Below are 19,204 nucleotides of genomic sequence, written 5' to 3'. Positions count from 1 at the left end.
TCGCCGTCGACGCGCACGACGAGCCGCACGGTGGACAGGCCGGGCTCGACGTCGGCGAATGCGAAGCGGCCCTCGCCGCCCATCTCCGCCGCCCATTCCCTGTCGCCCTGCGACAGGCGCGCCGCGAGCACCTCCGGCTCCGCCCAGCCGTCCACGCGGCGCATGCCCGACTCGCTCTCCGAGACATGCAGCACCACGTTGGTGGCCTCGTCGTGGAACTGCAGCGTCAGCCGCTCGTGCTCGTTGCGCACCGCGCTCAGCTCGGTGGGGACCTGCGTCAGCAGCGCGTACTCGCGCGACACGTCCTCGACGGCGACGGCGGCGATCATCCGCGCCGTCAGGTCGGTGGGGGGCTCGTCGAACCGCTCCCACATCGAGCGCAGGTCCGCGAGCATCGCGGCATCGTCATCCACGCCCATAATCATCCACCGCCATCTATCTGTTCGCGACGCGCACCGCCGTATGGCTGCCGAATGCGCGCGTCGCTGACCTGTCTCCCACCCGCGCCCACCTGCGTCTCCATGACGAGCAGGACGCGGGAAGACCGAGAATGATACCCGGGTGAGGTGGGCAGAACTGCCCAAGTATGAATATACCGGATGACATCCATCACGGAGCGCCACGGCGCCGACGTGATACGCGACTCAGAAGCCGCTGCCGTGTACGAGGAACGGCGACACCCGGCCGGTCTCCTCGCTGGCGGCCGCCAGCGCGTCGGACGGCGCGAGGCCCGCCGCCAGTCCGCCGTGCAGCGCCGCGAGCAGCTCGGCGGCGACGTCGTCGGCCACCGTGACCGGAGCCGCGACGACGCACACGGCGCCGGCGTGCAGCCACGCGTGCGCCATGCTCATGGCCTCCGCACCCCATCGCACGGAGGAGCGCCCCAGCTCGCACGCCGACAGGACGACCGTCTTGGGCGGACGGTCGATGAGGTCGATGTCGTATCCGAACAGCGTGCCGTCGGCGAGACTCAGACCGGAGAGCATCGGTGCGTCGAGCGCGTGACGGCCGTGCGCCACGAGGTGCAGGACATCCACCTCCTCCGCCAGCGTGCTGACCGCGGAGACCGTGGCGTCGGCACCCTGCAGCACGGGCGGCGGGGGCGCCATGCCGCCCCCGTCGGCGCTGTTGACCTCCCACGCGAACGCCGCGGTGAGCGCCTCCTCGGCTCCGCGCGCGACGCCCGGCCCGACCGCGAAGCCCGCATTCCTTCCCGTGCGCTCCCACGACCGCGAGGCCGACCAGCGCGAGGCGGATCGCGCGAGCGACACCGAGCGGCCGCGCATCCCCGGCAGCATCGTCCACGGCATTCCGGCCAGGATGCCCGGCGCGGTGATCAGCACGCGCCGCGGGTCGCCGGCGGCGGCGAGCGGCGTCTCGACCAGCAGCCGGGACAGCGCGGCGAGCCGCACATCGAGCGCGCGCCCGACGACCTGTGCCATGGGTCCGCCTCCCACGGAGGCGACCACGTCGAGGTCGGCGCGCAGCCCGGGCATCCGCTCGCGCACCGCTGCCGCGTCGATGTCGACGACCCGTGGTCTGCCCGTGGCCGGTACGACGAGGCACACGAGGGCGTCGCGGCTGTACACGTAGGTCAGCAGGGCGGTGTCGCTCTCGAGATTCGAGCGCAGCTTCTCGAGATCGACGCGCGGGATGCCGTGCCCGTCGCCCGCCGTCGCCCACTGGCGCTCGCGCAGGCGCTCCCGGATCTCCCACACCCGGGGATCCTGCTCCCACATCGCCCCTGCCTCCTCACGCAGCAGACGCAGCTGCGCGAGGTCGGCCGCGTGCTCGGGATCGCGCGGAGGGCGCACGGGGCTCACCTGATGAGCGAAGTGGCGTGCGCGCTCGGACCACTCGAACAGCACGTCCGGCCGGCGGGAGCGGATCGCCGCCGAGAGCCCCTCGAGCATGACGCCGTTGCCGTGCATCGCGATCGAGGACGCCACATCCAGTGCCCCGAACGAGCGCTGCCACTCCGACAGCGTCTCCAGGCCCGCGGCCGCGTGGCGCCGCACAGCGGCGTCCTTGCCGCGTGCCGCAGCCTGCACCGCGCGGGCCTCGTGCGTGAGAAGGCGCACGGGCAGCGGGTCGCTGTCACGGAGCCTCCCCACGCCGGGATCGGCCTCACCGCGGCGAGCGCACGCGATCCACTTCGTCAGGCGCAGCATCCGCGCCTCGCTCGGGAAACCCGCCTGCTCGAGAGCCTCGACGATCTGATCGACCTGCTCCGCGGTGGGCCGACGCCGGCCGGCATCCGGCATGTAGAGCAGTGCGCGCAATCGGATCCCGTCCGCCCGCGCTGCCCAGGCCGTGCTGCCCAGGCGGCGGAAGCGGCGAGCCGCTCGGCCGGCGACCTCGGCGCAGCGGGCGAGGTCGTAGGTGAGCAGCGAGCGTGCGAGGTGGAACTCGGCTTCGGCTCGCGACTGCGGCATGTGCGCCGCGCCGAACGACCGCGCCACGTCCTCCAGCGTCTTCTCCGCCTCGAGGACCTGCCCCGCTTCGCGCAGCACCTCCGCGCGGTCGAGATCGCACACGGCCATGTTGACCGGCGAGGAGGCCACATGCGGCCGCGCCTCGGCCATGCGCTCGAGCGCGGTCACGAGATCGCCCTCGAGAAGAGCCACGTAACCGGCGTTGTGGACCGTCATGGCGCGGTTGACCGTGTCGCCGGTGGCGGAGAAGCACTCGGCGGCGCGGTCGAGGTCCGCCCGCGCCTGCGCCAGATGGTGCCGACGCATCAGCGCCACGCTCCGGTTGATGAGCATGTTGCCGAGTCGCGTCGGGTTGGTCTCCGCGGCGATCGCCTTGCCGAGCATGACGAGCGCCTCGTCGAAGTCGCCGCGCTCGACCGCCAGCGCTCCGAGCTGGCCGTGCAGGATGGCGATCGCCGACTGCGACAGCACGGAACCGCCGTCGGCGGCGTCCAGCACCTCGCGGCAGATGCGTTCGGCCTCCTCGGGGCGTCCTGTGCGCGTGAGCACGTACGCGAGCGTCCCGGCGATCCGGGCCTTCTCCTCGTGCGACGTCGCACGCTCCGCCGCGCTCCGCAGCGCCCGCCGCGCGGCGGTCAGCCGCCCGCTGTTGCTGAGGTCGACCCCGCGGGCGTGCAGATCATCCGCGGTGAGCCGCATCGGGCGCCTCCGAAAGATATGACATATCCCTCTTCCGGGATTCCGGGCCAGGGTGCATGATGTCCGTTAGCGGACCGGGCCCCCGACCGATTCGACGCCCCGAATCCCGTCCTACCCAGATCCCGAGGCTCCCCTCATGCCCTTCACGCCCACCAATACCGTGCGCCCGCTGACCCCCGCCCATGGTGCGCTCACACCCTCGATCCGTCGGCTTGATCGAGTTCTGAGAGCGCCTGTCTCGTCGCCTTCCGCATACGTTCGACTGCATCGGCTCGTGCTCTCGTCTTCGTGAGCGGGACCATCCCGAGCTCTGCGGCGATGACACCCGCGACGTACGGCGCCGCGAAGGACGTGCCGCTCCAGGTCGCGAACCCGCCGCGGTAGTCCTCGACGGCGATCGTCTGCCGACGGTGACCGTAGAGGTCCAGTCGGGTGGTCGCCTGCCTGCCGCCCTCGAAGGCGGGAAGGCAGCTGACGATCGCCGCACCCGGCGCGTACACGTGCACCCACGGTCCGACGTTCGAGAACAGCGCCACCGACGTCGCCCCGGGATTGAGCGCCCCCACCGCGACGTGCTGGGCGAACTCATCCGGTTCGATCCCGGAATCGCCCCCCGGCCAGGCCCATAGCGCTGCGGGGAACGAGGGCCGATCGATCGCGTCGTTGCCCGCCGAGCAGACGACAGCCACGCCGAGCTCGCGCGCGACGCGCAGCAGGTCGTAGACCGTGCGAGAGAACAGGCCGTCCTCGGGTGTCTCGTGGTAGAAGCCCAGCGAGAGATTGAGCACGTCGATCGCGACGCCGCCCTCATCGCCCGCCGCGTGTCGACGGACCAGCTCGATCACCTCCGCCAGAGTGCGGATGAGCAGGCTCTCTTCTACGACGCCGAGCGCGTTCGCCAGCCGCACCGAGACGATGTCGGCTTCCGGTGCCAGCTGGCGGACGACTCCGGCGATGAACGTGCCATGGCCGGGCACCGGGTCGATCTCGCCGTCCAGCTGTCCATACAGATCGCCGTACTTCTCGGGGTCGGCTTCATCCGTCAGTCCGATCGGCACGCCGTCGAGCTCCAGGCTCCGGGTGACGATGTCGTCCGGCATCCAGTCGTGCACGCCGCAGCCGGTGTCCAGGATCGCCACAACGGGACGACGACGGCCGCGTGCGAGCGTCGCCGTCCGCACCGGCCCCGCCCCCAGCCTGGCGATCGGCTGGCGGCCCCCGCATCCCGGCCGCGCGTACTCGGCGGCACCGAACGGGTTCGTCGCGGTGAAGGGGTTGGTGGCGGTGAACGGGTTGGTCGCCGTGAACGGGTTGGTCGCCGTGAACGGGTTGGTCGCCGTGAAGGGGTTGGTCGCCGTGAACGGGTTCACGCCCACCGGATCGATCGCCAGCACGTGGTCCAGGCCCACGCCCTCGAGCCGCGACTTCGTGTGCCGGCGCGTGCGCTGCAGCAGACGCCAGGCGTCCGGGGCGAGCGGCGAATCGGCGTCGGGCGTCTCGCCGGGCGCGACGACCCGCACGCGGGTCACGCCCGGCACACCGGGAAGCAGCGGCTCCGGCGCGGCGTCGAAGCCGCGCAGCGCGCCGCCACGCAGATCCTCCAGCTCGATGCGCCAGCCGAATGTCGCGGCTGTCGCGTCGAGGTCGCGCAGCTGCGACTGGCGGGACTTGCTCTCGCTCGAGACGAGCAGGCGATCCGGCACGTACACGGTGGGAAAGGCCTGGATGCCCGGCACGGGCTCGACAGTCGGGTCGAGCGTGCGCCCCCTCGGCACGGATCCCGCGGCGCGATCGCGCCAGCTCCAGTTCTCCGGCTGCGACGAGTCGGCCATGGGTCACCTCTCTCCGCGGCGAAGCCGCACTCCACCCCACGGCGGCGTGGGGGCGCCGCCGTCGTGCTGGGAGAGGGTCACACTTCGAACTGCGGCGTGACGAACTCTCTCAGCTCACCGTCCATCCTGACGATCAAGCGCACGGCCGACAGGCCGGGCGCCACTTCGTCGAACGCGAACCGGCCCTCGTCATTGAGCGCGGCGGCCCACTCGCGTGCACCCTGGGACAGGCGCGCGGCAAGCACGGCGGGCTCCGACCACCCGTCCACGCGACGGCTGCCCGACTCGGTCGCCGAGACGTGCAGCAGCACGCTCGTCGTGTCGTCGCTGAACTGCAGCGTCAGCCGCTCCTGCTCCGTACGCACCGCGGCCTGATCGGCAGACACCTCGGTCAGCAGCGCGTACTCTCGCGACAGGTCGTCGACGGCGACGGCGGCGATCATCCGCTCGACGAGGTCGGCGGGAGGCGTGTCGATCCGCTCCCACATGCGCTTGAGGGCGTCGAAGGTCTCGCGATCCCGTTCCTCTTCATTCGACGACGTGCTGTCCACGGTCATGCTCTTCCTCGCTCGATCCCGTCCGGGCCCTCGAGCCGTGTGCGCAGTTTGCCCAGGCAGCGCTGTCTGGTCGGTCCGATGCTTCCGATCGGCATATGGAGATCGTTCGCGATGCGGCGGTAATCCGGCCGGTCATCGAACGCGACGATGCGCAGCAGCCGGCGGCAGCGCTCATCGAGGGTCGACACCGCGTCCCACAGCCGCTGCGCCTCGAGCTGCCCCACGGCCTGGTCCTCCGCCGTCGCGCTCGGCGGCATCTTCAACTCCAGCGCGTCATCCTCCGTCGGGTCCGCCCGCGTATCGACCTTCGACGCCCGCCATGCCTCTCGGCGGGCCGTCATCGTGAGCCAGGCCGACACGGCCTCGGGGTCCTGGATCGAATCGTGCTTGCGCACGAACGCCAGCCACGTCGCCTGCACGACGTCCTCGGCGGTCTCCCGCCGCAGTCCATAGGCGCGCACGACGTGCCACAGCACGGGGCTCAGCAGGCGCACGAGCTCGTCGAGCGAGCGGCTCTGACCCGTGTCGCGCCAGCGCACGAAGAGCGCCGCCGCGAGCCGCCAGCGGGCGCGACCGTCTCCGGTGTCGTTTTCGCCGGGTGCCTCTGGCACCTCTGCCGCTGCGCGGGGGGACGCAAGCGGTGCGGCATCCGGATCCGGGGTGTCCGGACGCCTCGGCGGAGGCATGTCCTCCACCCGCCACATTGTGCCGACACGCCGAGGGGCGGCACAAGCAATGCGAGCATAATTTTCGATCAAGCATGGCGCTGTCCCGGTGACCGGCGCACCGCGGGCCAAGGTCATCCGCAGCCTCCTTCCAGCGCCAGGGGCGCATCGCCGACAAGCGGCGTGTGCAGCAGCGCCGGCGTGGCACCCGCCTCTCCCGCGAAGCGGAACTCCACGGTCGCCGACTGCCCCGGCGGCACCGTGACGCGCGTCGCCGCACCGGGGCGGCCGACGACCGTGGCCGCATTCCACGCGGCGGGAGCGCCGTCGATCCACACGCCCTCGGCCACGGCCCCCGGCAGGGCGAGCGCCGTGAGCCGCAGGCCGATGTCCTCGCGTGCGAAGCCGCCGAACGCCGGGAACGCCCGCCACGGCAGCTCGACGCCCGGCTCGACCGCGCTGCGCAGCTCGGCCCGGATCAGGATCGTGGCACGTCCGTCGCTGCGGCACTGGATCGTGAGCGCGAACGAGGCGTCGAGATAGGCGTCGAGCTTGCCCCCCGTCAGGTCGTCGAACAGGAGCGCGTGCGCCTCCTCCTGGTTCATGCGGGCGGCAAGGCCCGCGGCGGCGGTGCCGGCGATCACCGCCTGCTCGGCGGGATGCGCGCTCCACACCGCGAGGCGGCCCTCGTCGATCAGCGGGGCGAGGTGGAAAGCCATGCCCGGCGCGTCCGCCGGCCGTGCCAGCGCCGCCGTGAACACGGCGTCCGTCACGGCGCGGAAGTATGCCGACTGCGCGTCCTGCTCGCGCTCCAGGTAGGGGCGGCGCAGCAGCGTGTCGACGACCTGCTCGGCGTGCAGCTGTTCGCCCTCGACCGAGACGGGGCCCGTCAGGGCGAGCAGCGGCTCGAGCACGAGCGGGTCGATCGCGATCACGGCGTCGACCTCGGCTCCGCGCGCCTGGCGCCACCAGGCTCGCGCGAGCTCGGCCGACAGCGCGAAGTCGGGCGTGGCCGTGATGTTCTGCACGAACCGGCCGATGCCGTCGTCGGCACGCGCCGACGCATCCGCCGGGACGTGCGCCATGGGCCGGGCGGCGGGAGGGAACGCCGTGCTGTCGGCCTGGTCGGCGATCTCCACGGCGCCGCCGTCCGCGCGCAGCGCGATGAACGTGCCGGTGATGCCGCCCGCGGCGCGCAGCTCGGCGGGGTTCTGGAGCATGAGCAGCACGGTGCGGGGCTCGTCCGCGCCGAGCATGGGCGGAACGACGACGGCCGTCGCCCGCATCGCCTCGAGCGCGGGGCCGACGCGCTCGATCATGTCGTCGAGCTGCCCCAGCGCCGAGGCGGCGGGGCCCACGAGCTCCGTCCGGTCGATCCCGCCGAGCGCCGTGCGCGCCTCGCCGATCGCGGCGACCGCGTCGTCGAGCGGCTCGACGAGCGCCCGCACGGCGTCGACGTCGACGCCCTCCGGCTTCACGCTCGCAAGCACGCCGGAGGAGGCATCGAGCACGTCGCGGCCCGCTGCCGTCAGGCGCGCCAGCTCGCCGGCGCCGACGCGAGCCGCCCGCAGCTGCGCCCCCGCGTACGGCACGTGCTCGGCCGCGAGCCACACGGGATCCGACGTCAGCGACGCCAGGGTCGAAGCGTGCCCGGCGAGCGCCCCCGCGTCGCCGGACACGCGGTCCAGGAAGGACGCGGCGTGCGCCGCGTCGGAGGATGCTGCGTCGAGCGTCGCCTCGAAGCGGTCGGCGGCCGCGCGCAGCGCGGTGGCCTCGCCCAGCGCGAGCGCGCCGCGCACGCCGAGCCACGCGACCGCCGCGCACAGCAGCAGCCCCGTACCGAGCACCGCGCGCGCGGTGATGCGCCGCCAGCGCGGCCCGGGCGCGCGAGCCTTCACCGCCCGCGCCGTCCGCGGCGCGCTGCGGCCCTGTGATCGGAACATCACACCTTCGGCCGGCGCCGCGCGGTCGCGAACGCGAGCCCGCCCGTGAGCATGCCCGCCCCCAGCATCAGGGGGGCCACGAGCTCCGTTCCCGTCGCGGCGAGCGAGGGCGGATCACCGGCCGCAGCGGCGATCGGCACGACGCCCTGGGGTCCGACCGCGCAGAACGGCGTCGACGGCGGGTAGGACACCGCGACGGCCGCCTCGGGATTGACGTCGAGCGTGACGGCCGCGCCCTCGCGGGTCCAGCCCAGGTCCTCCTCGCCGACATCGACCCAATCCCCGCCCCGCTGGACCCAGCCCGGCCAGTCGATGCCCTGACCCGACGAGTCCACGGCGGCGGCGGGCCACAGCACGCGGCCCGCGAGCCGGCCATCGTCGCCGAGCGTGCCGAGCGGCACCTCGTGGCGAAGGGCGCCCTTGGTGAACACGAGCGTGACGGCGTCGGACGTCGCCCGCCCGTCCGGGTCGACGAGCGTCACGTCGTAGACGACATACGGCGCATCCTGAACGCACTCCCCGTACGCGCTCGCGTTGACCGACGGCTCGACGGGCTGCTCGGGTGCATACACCTCGTCCACCCCGGTCGCCGCGGTGGCCGCGGTCGCGCCGAGCGCCAGCGCGACGGCCGCGCCTGCCCACATTCCGTGCAGCATGAGCTGTCCTCTCCCCTCCCGCACGCACGGGAGCCTCGTCCTGGACGAGCGACCGCCCGCGGCTCCTGATACATGGAGCCGCGGGCGGCGGGTGAGGCTCGGGGTGAACTACGCGGTGGCGTCGCCGAGGGCGGCGAGGCGCTCGGCCTCGTCCGCTTCGATGCACGACTGGAGGATCGGCTCGAGCGCGCCGTCCATGACCTGGTCGAGGTTGTACGCCTTGTAGCCGGTCCGGTGATCCGCGATGCGGTTCTCGGGGAAGTTGTAGGTGCGGATGCGCTCGGATCGGTCCATGCCGCGGATCTGCGACTTGCGGGCGTCGGCCGCGGCCGCGTCGAGCTGCTCCTGCTGGCGCGCCAGCAGTCGCGCGCGCAGCACGCGCATGGCGGCCTCGCGGTTCTGCAGCTGCGACTTCTCGTTCTGCATGGACACGACGATCCCGGTCGGCACGTGCGTGATGCGCACGGCCGAGTCGGTCGTGTTGACCGACTGGCCGCCGGGGCCCGACGAGCGGAACACGTCGATCTTCAGATCGTTCTGATCGATCTGGATCTCCTCCGGCTCATCGACCTCCGGGAACACGAGCACGCCGGTCGTCGACGTGTGGATGCGCCCCTGCGATTCGGTGGCGGGCACGCGCTGCACGCGGTGCACGCCGCCCTCGTACTTGAGGTGCGCCCAGACGCCCTGCGCGGGATCCGCCGACGAGCCCTTGATCGCGACCTGGACGTCCTTGTAGCCGCCGAGGTCGGATTCGTTGCGCTCCAGCAGCTCGGTCTTCCAGCCCCTGGACGCGGCGTACTGCGTGTACATCCGCAGGAGGTCGGCGGCGAACAGCGCGCTCTCCGCGCCGCCCTCGCCGGCCTTGATCTCCATGATCACGTCGCGGGCGTCATCCGGGTCGCGCGGGATCAGCAGGCGCCGCAGGCGCTCCTGGGCGTGCGCCCGCTTCTCCTCGAGCGACGGGATCTCCGCGGCGAACGCCTCGTCCTCCCGCGCGAGCTCGCGCGCCGCCTCGAGGTCCTCCCCCGCGGCCGTCCACGCCTCGTGCGCCGCGACGATCCGGCTCAGCTCGGCGTAGCGGCGGTTGACGCGCTTCGCGCGCGCGGCGTCGGCGTGCACCGCCGGGTCGGAGAGCTCCTCCTGCACCCGGCGGTGCTCGTCGATCAGCGCATCGACGGAATCGAACACGCGCTCAGCGGATGTCGTTCTCGTGACCAGAGGAACGACCGCCCACGGACATCTGGGCGTTCTTCATCTGCACGAGGAACTCGACGTTCGAGGACGTCTCCTTCAGCTTGTCCAGGACGACGGCGAGAGCCTGCTCGGGCGACAGACCGGCCAGCGCCCGGCGCAGCTTCCAGGTGATCTTCACCTCGTCGCCCGAGAGCAGCATCTCCTCGCGGCGCGTGGACGACGCGTTGACGTCGACGGCCGGGAAGATGCGCTTGTCGGCGAGCTGACGCGACAGGCGCAGCTCCATGTTGCCGGTGCCCTTGAACTCCTCGAAGATGACCTCATCCATCTTGGAGCCGGTCTCGACGAGCGCGGTCGCGAGGATCGTGAGCGATCCGCCGTTCTCGATGTTGCGGGCGGCGCCGAAGAAGCGCTTGGGCGGGTACAGCGCGGAGGCGTCCACGCCGCCGGAGAGCACGCGACCCGACGTCGGCGCCGACACGTTGTAGGCCCGGCCGAGGCGCGTGATGGAGTCGAGCAGCACGACGACGTCACGGCCCAGCTCGACGAGGCGCTTGGCGCGCTCGATCGCGAGCTCGGCGACCGTCGTGTGGTCCTCGGCGGGGCGGTCGAAGGTCGAGGCGATGACCTCGCCCTTGACCGTGCGCTGCATGTCGGTGACCTCTTCGGGGCGCTCGTCGACGAGCACGACCATGAGGTGGGCCTCGGGGTTGTTCTGCGCGATCGCGTTCGCGATCTGCTGCAGCACGATCGTCTTGCCCGCCTTCGGCGGCGCGACGATCAGGCCGCGCTGGCCCTTGCCGATCGGAGCGACGAGATCGATGATGCGCTGTGTCAGCTTCTCGGGAGCGGTCTCGAGGCGCAGGCGCTCCTGCGGGTACAGCGGCGTGAGCTTCGAGAACTCGACGCGGCCCGCGGCGTCCTCGACCGAGAGGCCGTTGACCGAGTCGACCTTGACGAGCGCGTTGTACTTCTGGCGGCCCGGCTGCTCGCCCTCGCGCGGCTGCTTGATGGCGCCGACGACGGCGTCGCCCTTGCGCAGGTTGTACTTCTTCACCTGGCCGAGCGAGACGTAGACGTCCTGCTGACCCGGGAGGTAGCCGGTCGTGCGCACGAACGCGTAGTTGTCGAGCACGTCGAGGATGCCCGCGATCGGGATGAGGACGTCGTCCTCGGTGATCTCGGTCTCGAACTCGTCACCGGGCTGGTTTCCGCCCCGTCGCTTGTTGCGGCCGTTGCGCGCGTTGCGACCGCCCGCCTCCCCGGACAGGCGCGAGTCGTCCTCGGGCTCCTGGGCCTGCTGCTGAGCCTGCGGGCTCTGGCCGCCCTGGTTCTGGCCGCCCTGGTTCGGTGCGCCCTGGTTCTGGGCCTGGTTCTGGGCGCCCTCGGCGCGGTCGCCCTTGTTGCGGTTGCGGCTGCGGCTGCGGCTGCGGCTGCGGCGGCCGGAGCCCTCCTGGCCGGCGGCGTCGGCGCCCTCCGCGGCGTCGGCGCCGTCCTGGCTCTCGCCCTCGGCGGCCGCCTCGTCCCCGGCCGGGGCCTCGGCGGGAGCCTCGGAGGGCGTCTCGTCGGCCGCGGTCTCGGCCTCCGCCTCGGCGGGGGTCTCGGACTCCGCCTCGGCGGGCGCCTCGGCCGCGGGGGTCTCCTCGGCCGGCGCCTCGACCTGTGCGGCCTTGGGCGTGCGCTTGCGGGGCGCGCGCTTCGGCTTCTCGGCGGGCGCCGCCTCCTCGGCGGGCGCTGCTGCGGCGGGCGCCTCCGCCGTCGGCTCCTCGGCCGGCGCGGCCTCGGCCGCAGCGGCCTTGGTGGTGGACGACGTGGCGCGACGCGGGGCGCGCTTGCGCGGCGCCTTCGCCGGCGCCTCGTCGACCTTGGTCGGGGCCGCCGTCTCGGCGGCCGTGTCGACGGGCTGCTCGCTGGTCACAGCGGCGGCCTCATCCTGGATCTCGGAGATGGTCTCCACGAGTGCTCCTCTGGAACGGGTGATGGTGCCCCATGCACATTCGGGTGACGCGTGCGGACACGCGGCTGTCGCCCAGGCGCTCGCGCGCAGCTGCTCAGGTGAGCAAGCTGCGCAGAGAGCTGGTCGGGGGACCTGTACGGGGCTTCGCAGATTGCGAGTCGGTGGTCAAGATTCGTGCCGATCGGCACCCACCGGGCTGTGACCAACTGTAGCACCTCGGAGCGCGGCGGCAGCGATGTAGGCGCGCAGCGCGTCGGCGTCGTCCGGCATGTCGGTCACGTGCTGGGGCGCGTCGAGCATCGCCCGCAGCTCCGGGGCGTACTCGAGCTCGATGCCCAGGGCCTCGCGGATCGTTTCGGCGAACTTCTGCGGCTTGGCGGTCTCGAGGACGAGCATCGGCACGCCCGGCTCCACGTGCTCCCGGGCGACCTTGACGCCGTCCGCCGTGTGCGGATCGATGATCTCGCCGGTGGCGGCGTGCACCGACCGGATCGTCTCGATCCTGTCGTCGTGCGTCGAGGTGCCGCTCACCAGGCCGAACTCCTCGGCGAAGCGGGGCTGCTCGGCCGTGAAGTCGAAGAAGCCCTGTGCGTCGAGCTCGCGCCAGGCCCTGTTCACGCGATCGGGCTCGCGGTCGACGAGCTCGAAGATGAACCGCTCCAGGTTCGACGCCTTCGAGATGTCCATCGACGGGCTCGACGTGGCGAGCGTCTGGGCGGCGGTGCGCGGCCGGTAGACGCCCGTGCGGAAGAACTCGTCGAGCACGTTGTTCTCGTTCGTCGCGAGCACGAGCCGGCGGATCGGCAGGCCCATGCGCTTGGCGTAGAAGCCCGACAGGATGTTGCCGAAGTTGCCGGAGGGAACGGTGAACGACACCTCGGTGGGGCCGCCCGCATCGGTCGCGCGCAGCCAGGCCCAGAAGTAGTACACGACCTGCGCGGTGATGCGCGCGAGGTTGATGGAGTTCACCGCGCCGAGGTTGTGGGCGCGCTTGAACTCGACGTCGCCCGCGAGCCGCTTGACGAGGTTCTGGCAGTCGTCGAACACGCCGTCGATCGTGATGTTGTGCACGTTCGCATCGTCGAGCGAGAACATCTGCGCGCGTTGGAATGCGCTCATCCGACCGCGCGGCGACAGCATGAACACCGCGATGCGGTCCTTGCCGCGCAGGGCGTGCTCGGCGGCCGATCCGGTGTCTCCCGAGGTCGCGCCGAGCACGTTCAGCACGGAGCCCGAGCGTTCGAGCGCGTACTCGATCACCTGCCCCAGGAACTGCATCGCCATGTCCTTGAATGCGAGCGTGGGGCCCTCCGACAGGCCGACGAGCGTGAGCCCGTCGCCGACCGGCCGCAGCGGCACGACCTCCGCCGGGAACGGCGCGTATGCCGCGTCGGTCATGCGGGCGAGATCCTCGCGCGGGATGTCGCCCGCGAACAGCGAGATGACCTCGGTCGCGAGCTGAGGGTATGTCAGCGCGCGCCACCGCTCGATCGTCTCGCGCTCGACGTGCGGCATGGTCGCGGGAACCGCGAGCCCTCCGTCGCGCGCGAGGCCCTCGATCAGGGTCTCGCTGAACGACAGCGGTGCGCCGCCGCCCCGTGTGGAGACGTACTGCTGGTCAGAGGCCACTGGGCACCTCCAGGTTGGCGTCGGCGGCGGCCCTCACGGTGCCGCCCAGGAAGTCGACAGCGAGCATGAGGGACTGCCACGGTCCGGCGGCGGTCTGGGCGACCACCTCGGCGGCCTCGAGGCGCCGCCCCGGCCCGTCGGCGAGCACCAGCACGCTGGGACCGGCTCCCGAGACGACGGCGGCGAAGCCCCGCTCGCGCAGCGCGCCCACCAGCGCGGAGGTCTCCGGCATCGCCTGCGCCCGCTGCTGCTGATGCAGCTTGTCCTCGGTGGCCGACAGCAGCAGATCCGGGCTCTGGGTCAGCGCCGCGATCAGCAGCGCCGAGCGGGACACGTTGAACACCGCGTCCTCTCTCGACACGGCGGCCTCGAGCACGCTGCGGGCGGCCGAGGTGGACATCGTGCGATCCGGCACGAAAACGACGGGAGCGACGCCGCGGTGCACGAGCAGCTTCTTGTGCTTGGGCAGGCCGTGCTCGGTCCATGCGATCGTCAGCCCGCCGAACAGCGCGGGCGCGACGTTGTCGGGGTGGCCCTCGACCTCGGTCGCGAGCCGGAGCAGATCGGTGTCGGTCAGCTCGACGTCGCCGCCGCTCTCCCGGCCGAGCAGGCCCTTCGCAGCCAGCACGCCGGCGGCGACCGCCGCCCCGGACGATCCCATGCCCTTGCCGTGCGGGATGCCGTTGCGCGCCACGAGGCGCAGTCCGGGTGCGGTGCGGCCGACGGCGTCGAAGCAGTACCGGATGGTGCGCACGATCAGGTGCGACGCGTCGCGCGGGATCTCGTCGGCCCCGGTGCCCGTCACCTCGATCTCGAGCTCGCCCTCCGGCAGCGCGGTGACCTCGAGCTCGTCGTACACGCTCAGCGCGAGTCCGAGCGTGTCGAAGCCGGGGCCGAGGTTCGCGCTCGTTGCGGGAACGCGGACGAGCAGGGTGCGACGATCCGCCACTCCCACGGGTGCGGCCGGCGCGGTCACTCGCCCTCCACGCGGAGCACCGACACGACGCGCTCGACGACGTCGCTCGCGGCCAGCCGCGCGACGGTGTCGCTGAGCGCCTGCTCGCGAGCGCGGTGCGTGCCGATCACGATGTGGGCGCGGCCCTGGGCGTCGCTCGACGGGCTCTGCTCGACCGTGGCGACCGACACGCCGCCCTCGCTCACGATGCCCGCGATCCGCGCCAGCACTCCCGGCTCGTCCGCGACCTCGAGGGTCACCTGGTAGCGCGTGTGGATCCGTCCGATGGATGCGGTCGGCAGGCTCTGGCGCGGCGACTCCCCCACGCCGACGCCGCCCGCGATGTGCCGGCGCGCGGCCGAGACGACGTCGCCCAGCACCGCCGAGGCCGTCTGCAGTCCGCCCGCTCCCGCGCCGTAGAACATCAGGTCGCCCGCCGCCTGCGCCTCGACGAACACGGCGTTGTTGCCGCCGTGCACGCTCGCGAGCGGGTGGTCGCGGCTGATGAGCGCGGGGTACACCCGCACCGAGATGGCCTCGGCGCCGTCCTCGTCCAGGCGCTCGCACACCGCGAGCAGCTTGATCGTGAACCCGGCGCGGCGGGCTCCGTCGATCATGTCGGCCGTGATGTTCTCGATGCCCTCGCGGTGCACGTCGTCGAGCGACACGTGCGTGTGGAACGCCAGGCTGGCGAGAATCGCGGCCTTCTGCGCGGCGTCGTAGCCCTCCAGGTCGAGCGTCGGGTCCGCCTCGAGGTAGCCCAGCTCGGTCGCGATCCGCTGCGCCTCCGCGGCGCTCAGCCCCTCGCGATCCATCTTGTCGAGGATGAAGTTCGTGCTGCCGTTCACGATGCCGAAGATGCGGCGGATCCTGTCCCCGGCGAGCGAGTCCTTCAGCGGACGGATGATCGGGATCGCGGCGGCGACCGCCGCCTCGTACGACACGGATGCGCCGAGCTGATCGGCGGCATCGAAGATCTCCGCCCCGTGGGTCGCGAGCAGCGCCTTGTTGCCGGTCACGACGTCCGCGCCCGAGTTGAGCGCGGCGAGGATGTGCGTGCGGGCGGGCTCGATGCCGCCCATCAGCTCGATCACGATGTCCGCCCCGACGATCAGGCTCTCGGCGTCGGTCGTCAGCAGGTCGCGCGGCAGGTCGATGTCGCGCGGCGCATCGACGTCGCGCACCGCGATGCCCGCGAGCTCGAGATCGGCGCCCGCGCGCTCGGCGAGCTCGGACGCCTGCGTCAGCAGCAGGTTCGCGACCTGCGCTCCGACGGATCCGGCGCCCAGCAGCGCGACCCGGAGGCGGCGGTGATCGATCATTCTTCTCCCTCTCCGGTGCGCCCGGCGAGCGCGGGGTCGCTGTGGGGCCGGCTCGACGCCCCGGAGGCGTCGATGCCGGCATCGCGCGCGAGCAGATCCTCGATCCGCTCGCCGCGCACGATGACGCGGGCGCGTCCGGCCGAGACGGCCACGACGGGCGGACGCGGCACGTGGTTGTAGTTGCTCGCCAGCGGCGCGCAGTACGCGCCCGTGGCGGGCACCGCCAGCAGGTCGCCGGGTGTCACGTCGCTCGGCAGGTACTCGTGGTCGACCACGACGTCACCCGACTCGCAGTGCAGGCCCACGACGCGGCTCAGCACCGGCTCCTCGACGCCCTCGCGCGACGCCAGGCGCGCCGAGTACTGCGCGCCGTACAGGGCGGGGCGGGCGTTGTCGCTCATGCCGCCGTCGACGCTCACGTAGCGCCGCTCGGTGCCGCCCACGGCGACCGACTTGGTCGTGCCGACCTCGTAGAGCGTGACGCCGGCGGTGCCGACGATCGAGCGCCCGGGCTCGAACGCGAGCACCGGCAGGTCGAGCCCGCGCACGGCGCACTCGTCCGCGACGGCGTCGACGATGCCGTCTGCGAGCTCCGCCATCGGCGTCGGGCTGTCGGCGCGCGTGTAGGCGATGCCGAATCCTCCGCCGAGGTTCAGGGTCGGGTCGTCGGCGAGGATGCCGGCCTCGAGAAGGCGCGCGTGCAGTTCGAGCACGCGCGACGCCGACTCGCGGAAGCCCGCGGTGCCGAAGATCTGCGATCCGATGTGGCAGTGCAGCCCGGCGAGGTCCACGAGCGGCAGCTCGCGGATGCGCTCCGCTGCACGCTCGGCGCCCTCGAGCGTGAAGCCGAACTTCTGGTCCTCGTGCGCCGTGGCGAGGAAGTGGTGCGTCTCGGCGTGCACGCCGCTGTTGACGCGGATGAGCACGGCCTGCCGGCGATCCAGCCGCTCGGTGATCGCGGCGAGGCGCTCGATCTCGATCTCGGAGTCGACGATGATCGTGCCGACGCCGACCTCGACGGCGCGCTCCAGCTCGAACACGCGCTTGTTGTTGCCGTGGTAGCCGATGCGTGCGGGCGGCACATCCGCCGCGAGCGCGACGGCGAGCTCGCCCGCCGAGCACACGTCGATGTTCAGGCCCGCGTCGACCATCCAACGGGCGATCTCGGTGCTGAGGAAGGCCTTGCCGGCGTAGTACACCCGTGCTCGGCCGCCGTGGCGGGCGGCCGCGTCACCGAAGGCCGCGAGCGCGGCGCGGGCGCGGGAGCGCACCTCGTCCTCGTCCAGCACGAGCACGGGCGTGCCGAAGCTCTGCACGAGCTCCGGCGTGGAGATCCCGGCGATCACGAGAGCGCCGTCGGCATCGCGCTGAGCGGATGCCGGCCACACCCCCGGCGCCAGGTCGTTCGCGTCTTCTGGCACGGCCAGCCAGTCGGGCGCGAGGGCCTTGCTCTCTTCCGGAGCAGCTGCGTGGGACACGGATCACCTTCGGGATGGGGACGTCCGCCTGCGCGGGATGCTCACGCGCCGCGGGTGACCCCGAGTCTATGGCACCCGCGCGGGCGCTCCGGTCCTGCTGCGTCGCCCCGTGACGGCGCATCCCCGGCCGCTTGCGAAGGGACCTGCCGAAATGAAGACGCATCCTCATCCGGAGCTCCTGAGTTGTGAGGATCGCTTCGGTCGGGCTGGGCAGAATGCATCTCAGAGCGGCAGCCGGAACCGCCGCTCGCCGCCGTAGCGATGAAAGCCCGCACGCTTCAGGATGGGCGCGGAGGTGGCGACCCTGCCCTTCACGAGCGCGAGCGTCGCGCCCGCCTCGGCGGCCAGCCGCAGGCGCTCCGCGAGCACCGCGCGATACGCGCCGCGCCCGCGTGCCTCCTCGATCGTCGCGGCGCCCCACAGGCGCGCGACCATGCCGCGGGACCCTTGCGCGAGCGTGACGCCGCCCGTCGCGACGGCGCGGCCGTCGAGCGAGGCGACGACACGGAAGCCCGTTCCGCTGTGCAGTTCGGCAAGCACCTCCTCCACGCGCGCATCATCGGGGTGCGCGTTGTCCCACACCGCCACGTTGATCGCGCCGATCGCGAGGACGTCCGCGCGGCTGTCCACCCGGCGGACTGCGACGCCCGGCGGCGTAGCGGGCACCTGCTCCGCGGTCAACGGCAGGGCCAGCACGTCGAGGCGCTCGATGACCTCGGCCCCGCGGTCCTGCAGCTCGCGCGCGATCGCTGCATCGTCCCGTTCGGACACCGCCCACTCCAGCGCGTCGTCTCCCCATGCGCGCGCACGCGCCGACGCCTCGTCGATGAGGTCCGCGGCGGGCCGGGCGGAGCTCACACGCTCCACCGCGACATGTCCCCGCACCCAGGTCGGTCGCTGGATCAGCGTGACGTCGCCGTCGCTGACGCGCGAGCCGTCCGGCACCCACGTCCACTCGGCCGCGGCGTCCAGCACATCCTGATCCGTCCACATCGGGCTGATCTGCATGAGCCCGATGCTAGCCAGCGGGCGCTGCCGCCCGTCGAAGCGCCGGCTCAGCCGCAGCTGCCGAGCTCCTGCAGGGCCGGATCCGAGAGCGTCCCCTCGGCGATGGCCGCCTCCGCCACGAGCTGATCGCCGACGACCGACACGTCGGTCAGCGAGATGCCCGCCGGCACCCGGTTCGCGATGCACACCGTCGTCGCCTCGGGCGACATGCCGACTACGGCCGCGAGCTGGTCGAGCGCGAGCTCGACCCCGCCGAGCGTGGCGCGCGTGGGCGAGAGCGTGACGGCGCCGTCCGCGGCGCCCGGCGTCACGGCCAGCTCGATGGGCACCTGCGACCCGAGCACCGTGAACTCGTTGGACAGCACGACGTCCGGCTCGGCGAGCGCCACCGAGGCGCCGGTGAGCACCTGGGGAAGCGCGGACTGCGCGAGCAGCTGCTCCAGGCCGGCCGCGTCGATCCGCAGCTGACCCGTGCCCGGGCCCGCGGCGGCGCCGTCGCGCACCGGCACGCGCGTCAGCTCGACGTCCGCGTCGACCGCCATGTCGCCGACCGCCACGTCATCGCTCGAGACGCGGATCCGATCCAGGGTGCCTGCGGCCAGCTGCAGCAGCACGACGCCCTCGAGGCCGACGTCGACCGGATGGTCCGCAGGGAGCGACAGCTCGTTCACGATGCGCTCGCGCACCTGGTCGCGCACCACGGCGCGCGCCACGAACTCGGCGGCCACGGCCAGCCCGATCACGAGGACGAGGACGACCACCAGGGCGACCCCGCCGCGCCCCCGCCTGCGGCGCGGCGCCTCCCGCTGAGGGATCGGCATGGGTGCGGTGACAGGCTCCATCGGTTCTCCTCCGGTCTTGTCCGGCTGTT

The 19,204-nt window shown here is 72.5% G+C and carries 15 protein-coding genes; all 15 read right to left on the bottom strand.

Annotated elements, in window-relative coordinates; genetic code table 11:
* Positions 1 to 413 (bottom strand): hypothetical protein (locus tag RIF89_RS00700; protein WP_309067266.1); only part of this gene is annotated, 413 nt, incomplete at its 3' end.
* Positions 414 to 644: 231 nt separating this feature from the next.
* Positions 645 to 3,134 (bottom strand): CHAT domain-containing protein, encoded by a 2,490-nt coding sequence (locus RIF89_RS00695; protein ID WP_309067265.1) that lies wholly within the window; start codon positions 3,132 to 3,134, stop codon positions 645 to 647.
* Between the two features lie 191 nt (positions 3,135 to 3,325).
* Complete coding sequence (locus tag RIF89_RS00690) at positions 3,326 to 4,966, bottom strand: S8/S53 family peptidase (protein ID WP_309067264.1); 1,641 nt, start codon at positions 4,964 to 4,966, stop codon at positions 3,326 to 3,328.
* 77 nt (positions 4,967 to 5,043) lie between these two features.
* Positions 5,044 to 5,523, bottom strand: coding sequence for a hypothetical protein (locus RIF89_RS00685; protein WP_309067263.1), 480 nt, complete (start codon positions 5,521 to 5,523; stop codon positions 5,044 to 5,046).
* Entirely contained in the window at positions 5,520 to 6,134 is a 615-nt protein-coding gene (locus RIF89_RS00680) for a sigma-70 family RNA polymerase sigma factor (RefSeq protein WP_309067262.1), read from the bottom strand. Before RIF89_RS00680 ends, RIF89_RS00685 begins: the two co-directional genes overlap by 4 nt.
* Before the next feature lie 188 nt (positions 6,135 to 6,322).
* On the bottom strand, positions 6,323 to 8,086 hold the full coding sequence (locus tag RIF89_RS00675; protein ID WP_309067261.1) for a DUF4012 domain-containing protein: 1,764 nt from the start codon (positions 8,084 to 8,086) through the stop codon (positions 6,323 to 6,325).
* Positions 8,087 to 8,130: 44 nt separating this feature from the next.
* Positions 8,131 to 8,787 carry a cell wall protein gene (locus tag RIF89_RS00670; RefSeq protein WP_309067260.1) on the bottom strand — a complete coding sequence of 219 codons (657 nt, stop codon included), beginning with the start codon at positions 8,785 to 8,787 and terminating at the stop codon, positions 8,131 to 8,133.
* 108 nt (positions 8,788 to 8,895) lie between these two features.
* Positions 8,896 to 9,978 carry a peptide chain release factor 1 gene (prfA, locus tag RIF89_RS00665; protein ID WP_309067259.1) on the bottom strand — a complete coding sequence of 361 codons (1,083 nt, stop codon included), beginning with the start codon at positions 9,976 to 9,978 and terminating at the stop codon, positions 8,896 to 8,898.
* A gap of 4 nt (positions 9,979 to 9,982) precedes the next feature.
* A complete protein-coding gene (rho, locus tag RIF89_RS00660; RefSeq protein WP_309067258.1) occupies positions 9,983 to 11,941 on the bottom strand; it encodes a transcription termination factor Rho in 1,959 nt (652 codons plus the stop codon).
* A gap of 165 nt (positions 11,942 to 12,106) precedes the next feature.
* Complete coding sequence (gene thrC, locus RIF89_RS00655) at positions 12,107 to 13,570, bottom strand: threonine synthase (protein WP_309067257.1); 1,464 nt, start codon at positions 13,568 to 13,570, stop codon at positions 12,107 to 12,109.
* Positions 13,560 to 14,546, bottom strand: a complete 987-nt coding sequence (thrB, locus tag RIF89_RS00650; protein WP_309067256.1) for a homoserine kinase — start codon at positions 14,544 to 14,546, stop codon at positions 13,560 to 13,562. The genes thrC and thrB overlap by 11 nt, the downstream gene beginning before the upstream one ends.
* Positions 14,543 to 15,847: a homoserine dehydrogenase gene (locus RIF89_RS00645; RefSeq protein WP_309067255.1), complete on the bottom strand. Its 1,305-nt coding sequence runs from the start codon at positions 15,845 to 15,847 to the stop codon at positions 14,543 to 14,545. Before RIF89_RS00645 ends, thrB begins: the two co-directional genes overlap by 4 nt.
* On the bottom strand, positions 15,844 to 17,325 hold the full coding sequence (gene lysA / locus RIF89_RS00640) for a diaminopimelate decarboxylase (RefSeq protein WP_309067254.1): 1,482 nt from the start codon (positions 17,323 to 17,325) through the stop codon (positions 15,844 to 15,846). Before lysA ends, RIF89_RS00645 begins: the two co-directional genes overlap by 4 nt.
* 222 nt (positions 17,326 to 17,547) lie before the next feature.
* Complete coding sequence (locus RIF89_RS00635) at positions 17,548 to 18,333, bottom strand: hypothetical protein (protein ID WP_309067253.1); 786 nt, start codon at positions 18,331 to 18,333, stop codon at positions 17,548 to 17,550.
* 47 nt (positions 18,334 to 18,380) lie between these two features.
* Positions 18,381 to 19,175, bottom strand: a complete 795-nt coding sequence (locus RIF89_RS00630; RefSeq protein ID WP_309067252.1) for a DUF2993 domain-containing protein — start codon at positions 19,173 to 19,175, stop codon at positions 18,381 to 18,383.
* Positions 19,176 to 19,204 lie beyond the last annotated feature (29 nt).

It is taken from the genome of Microbacterium sp. (assembly GCF_031178525.1).
In the GTDB taxonomy this organism is placed as follows: domain Bacteria; phylum Actinomycetota; class Actinomycetes; order Actinomycetales; family Microbacteriaceae; genus Microbacterium.
Note: the sequence above shows the minus strand (reverse complement) of the source record. Positions and strands in the feature narration are given on the sequence as shown.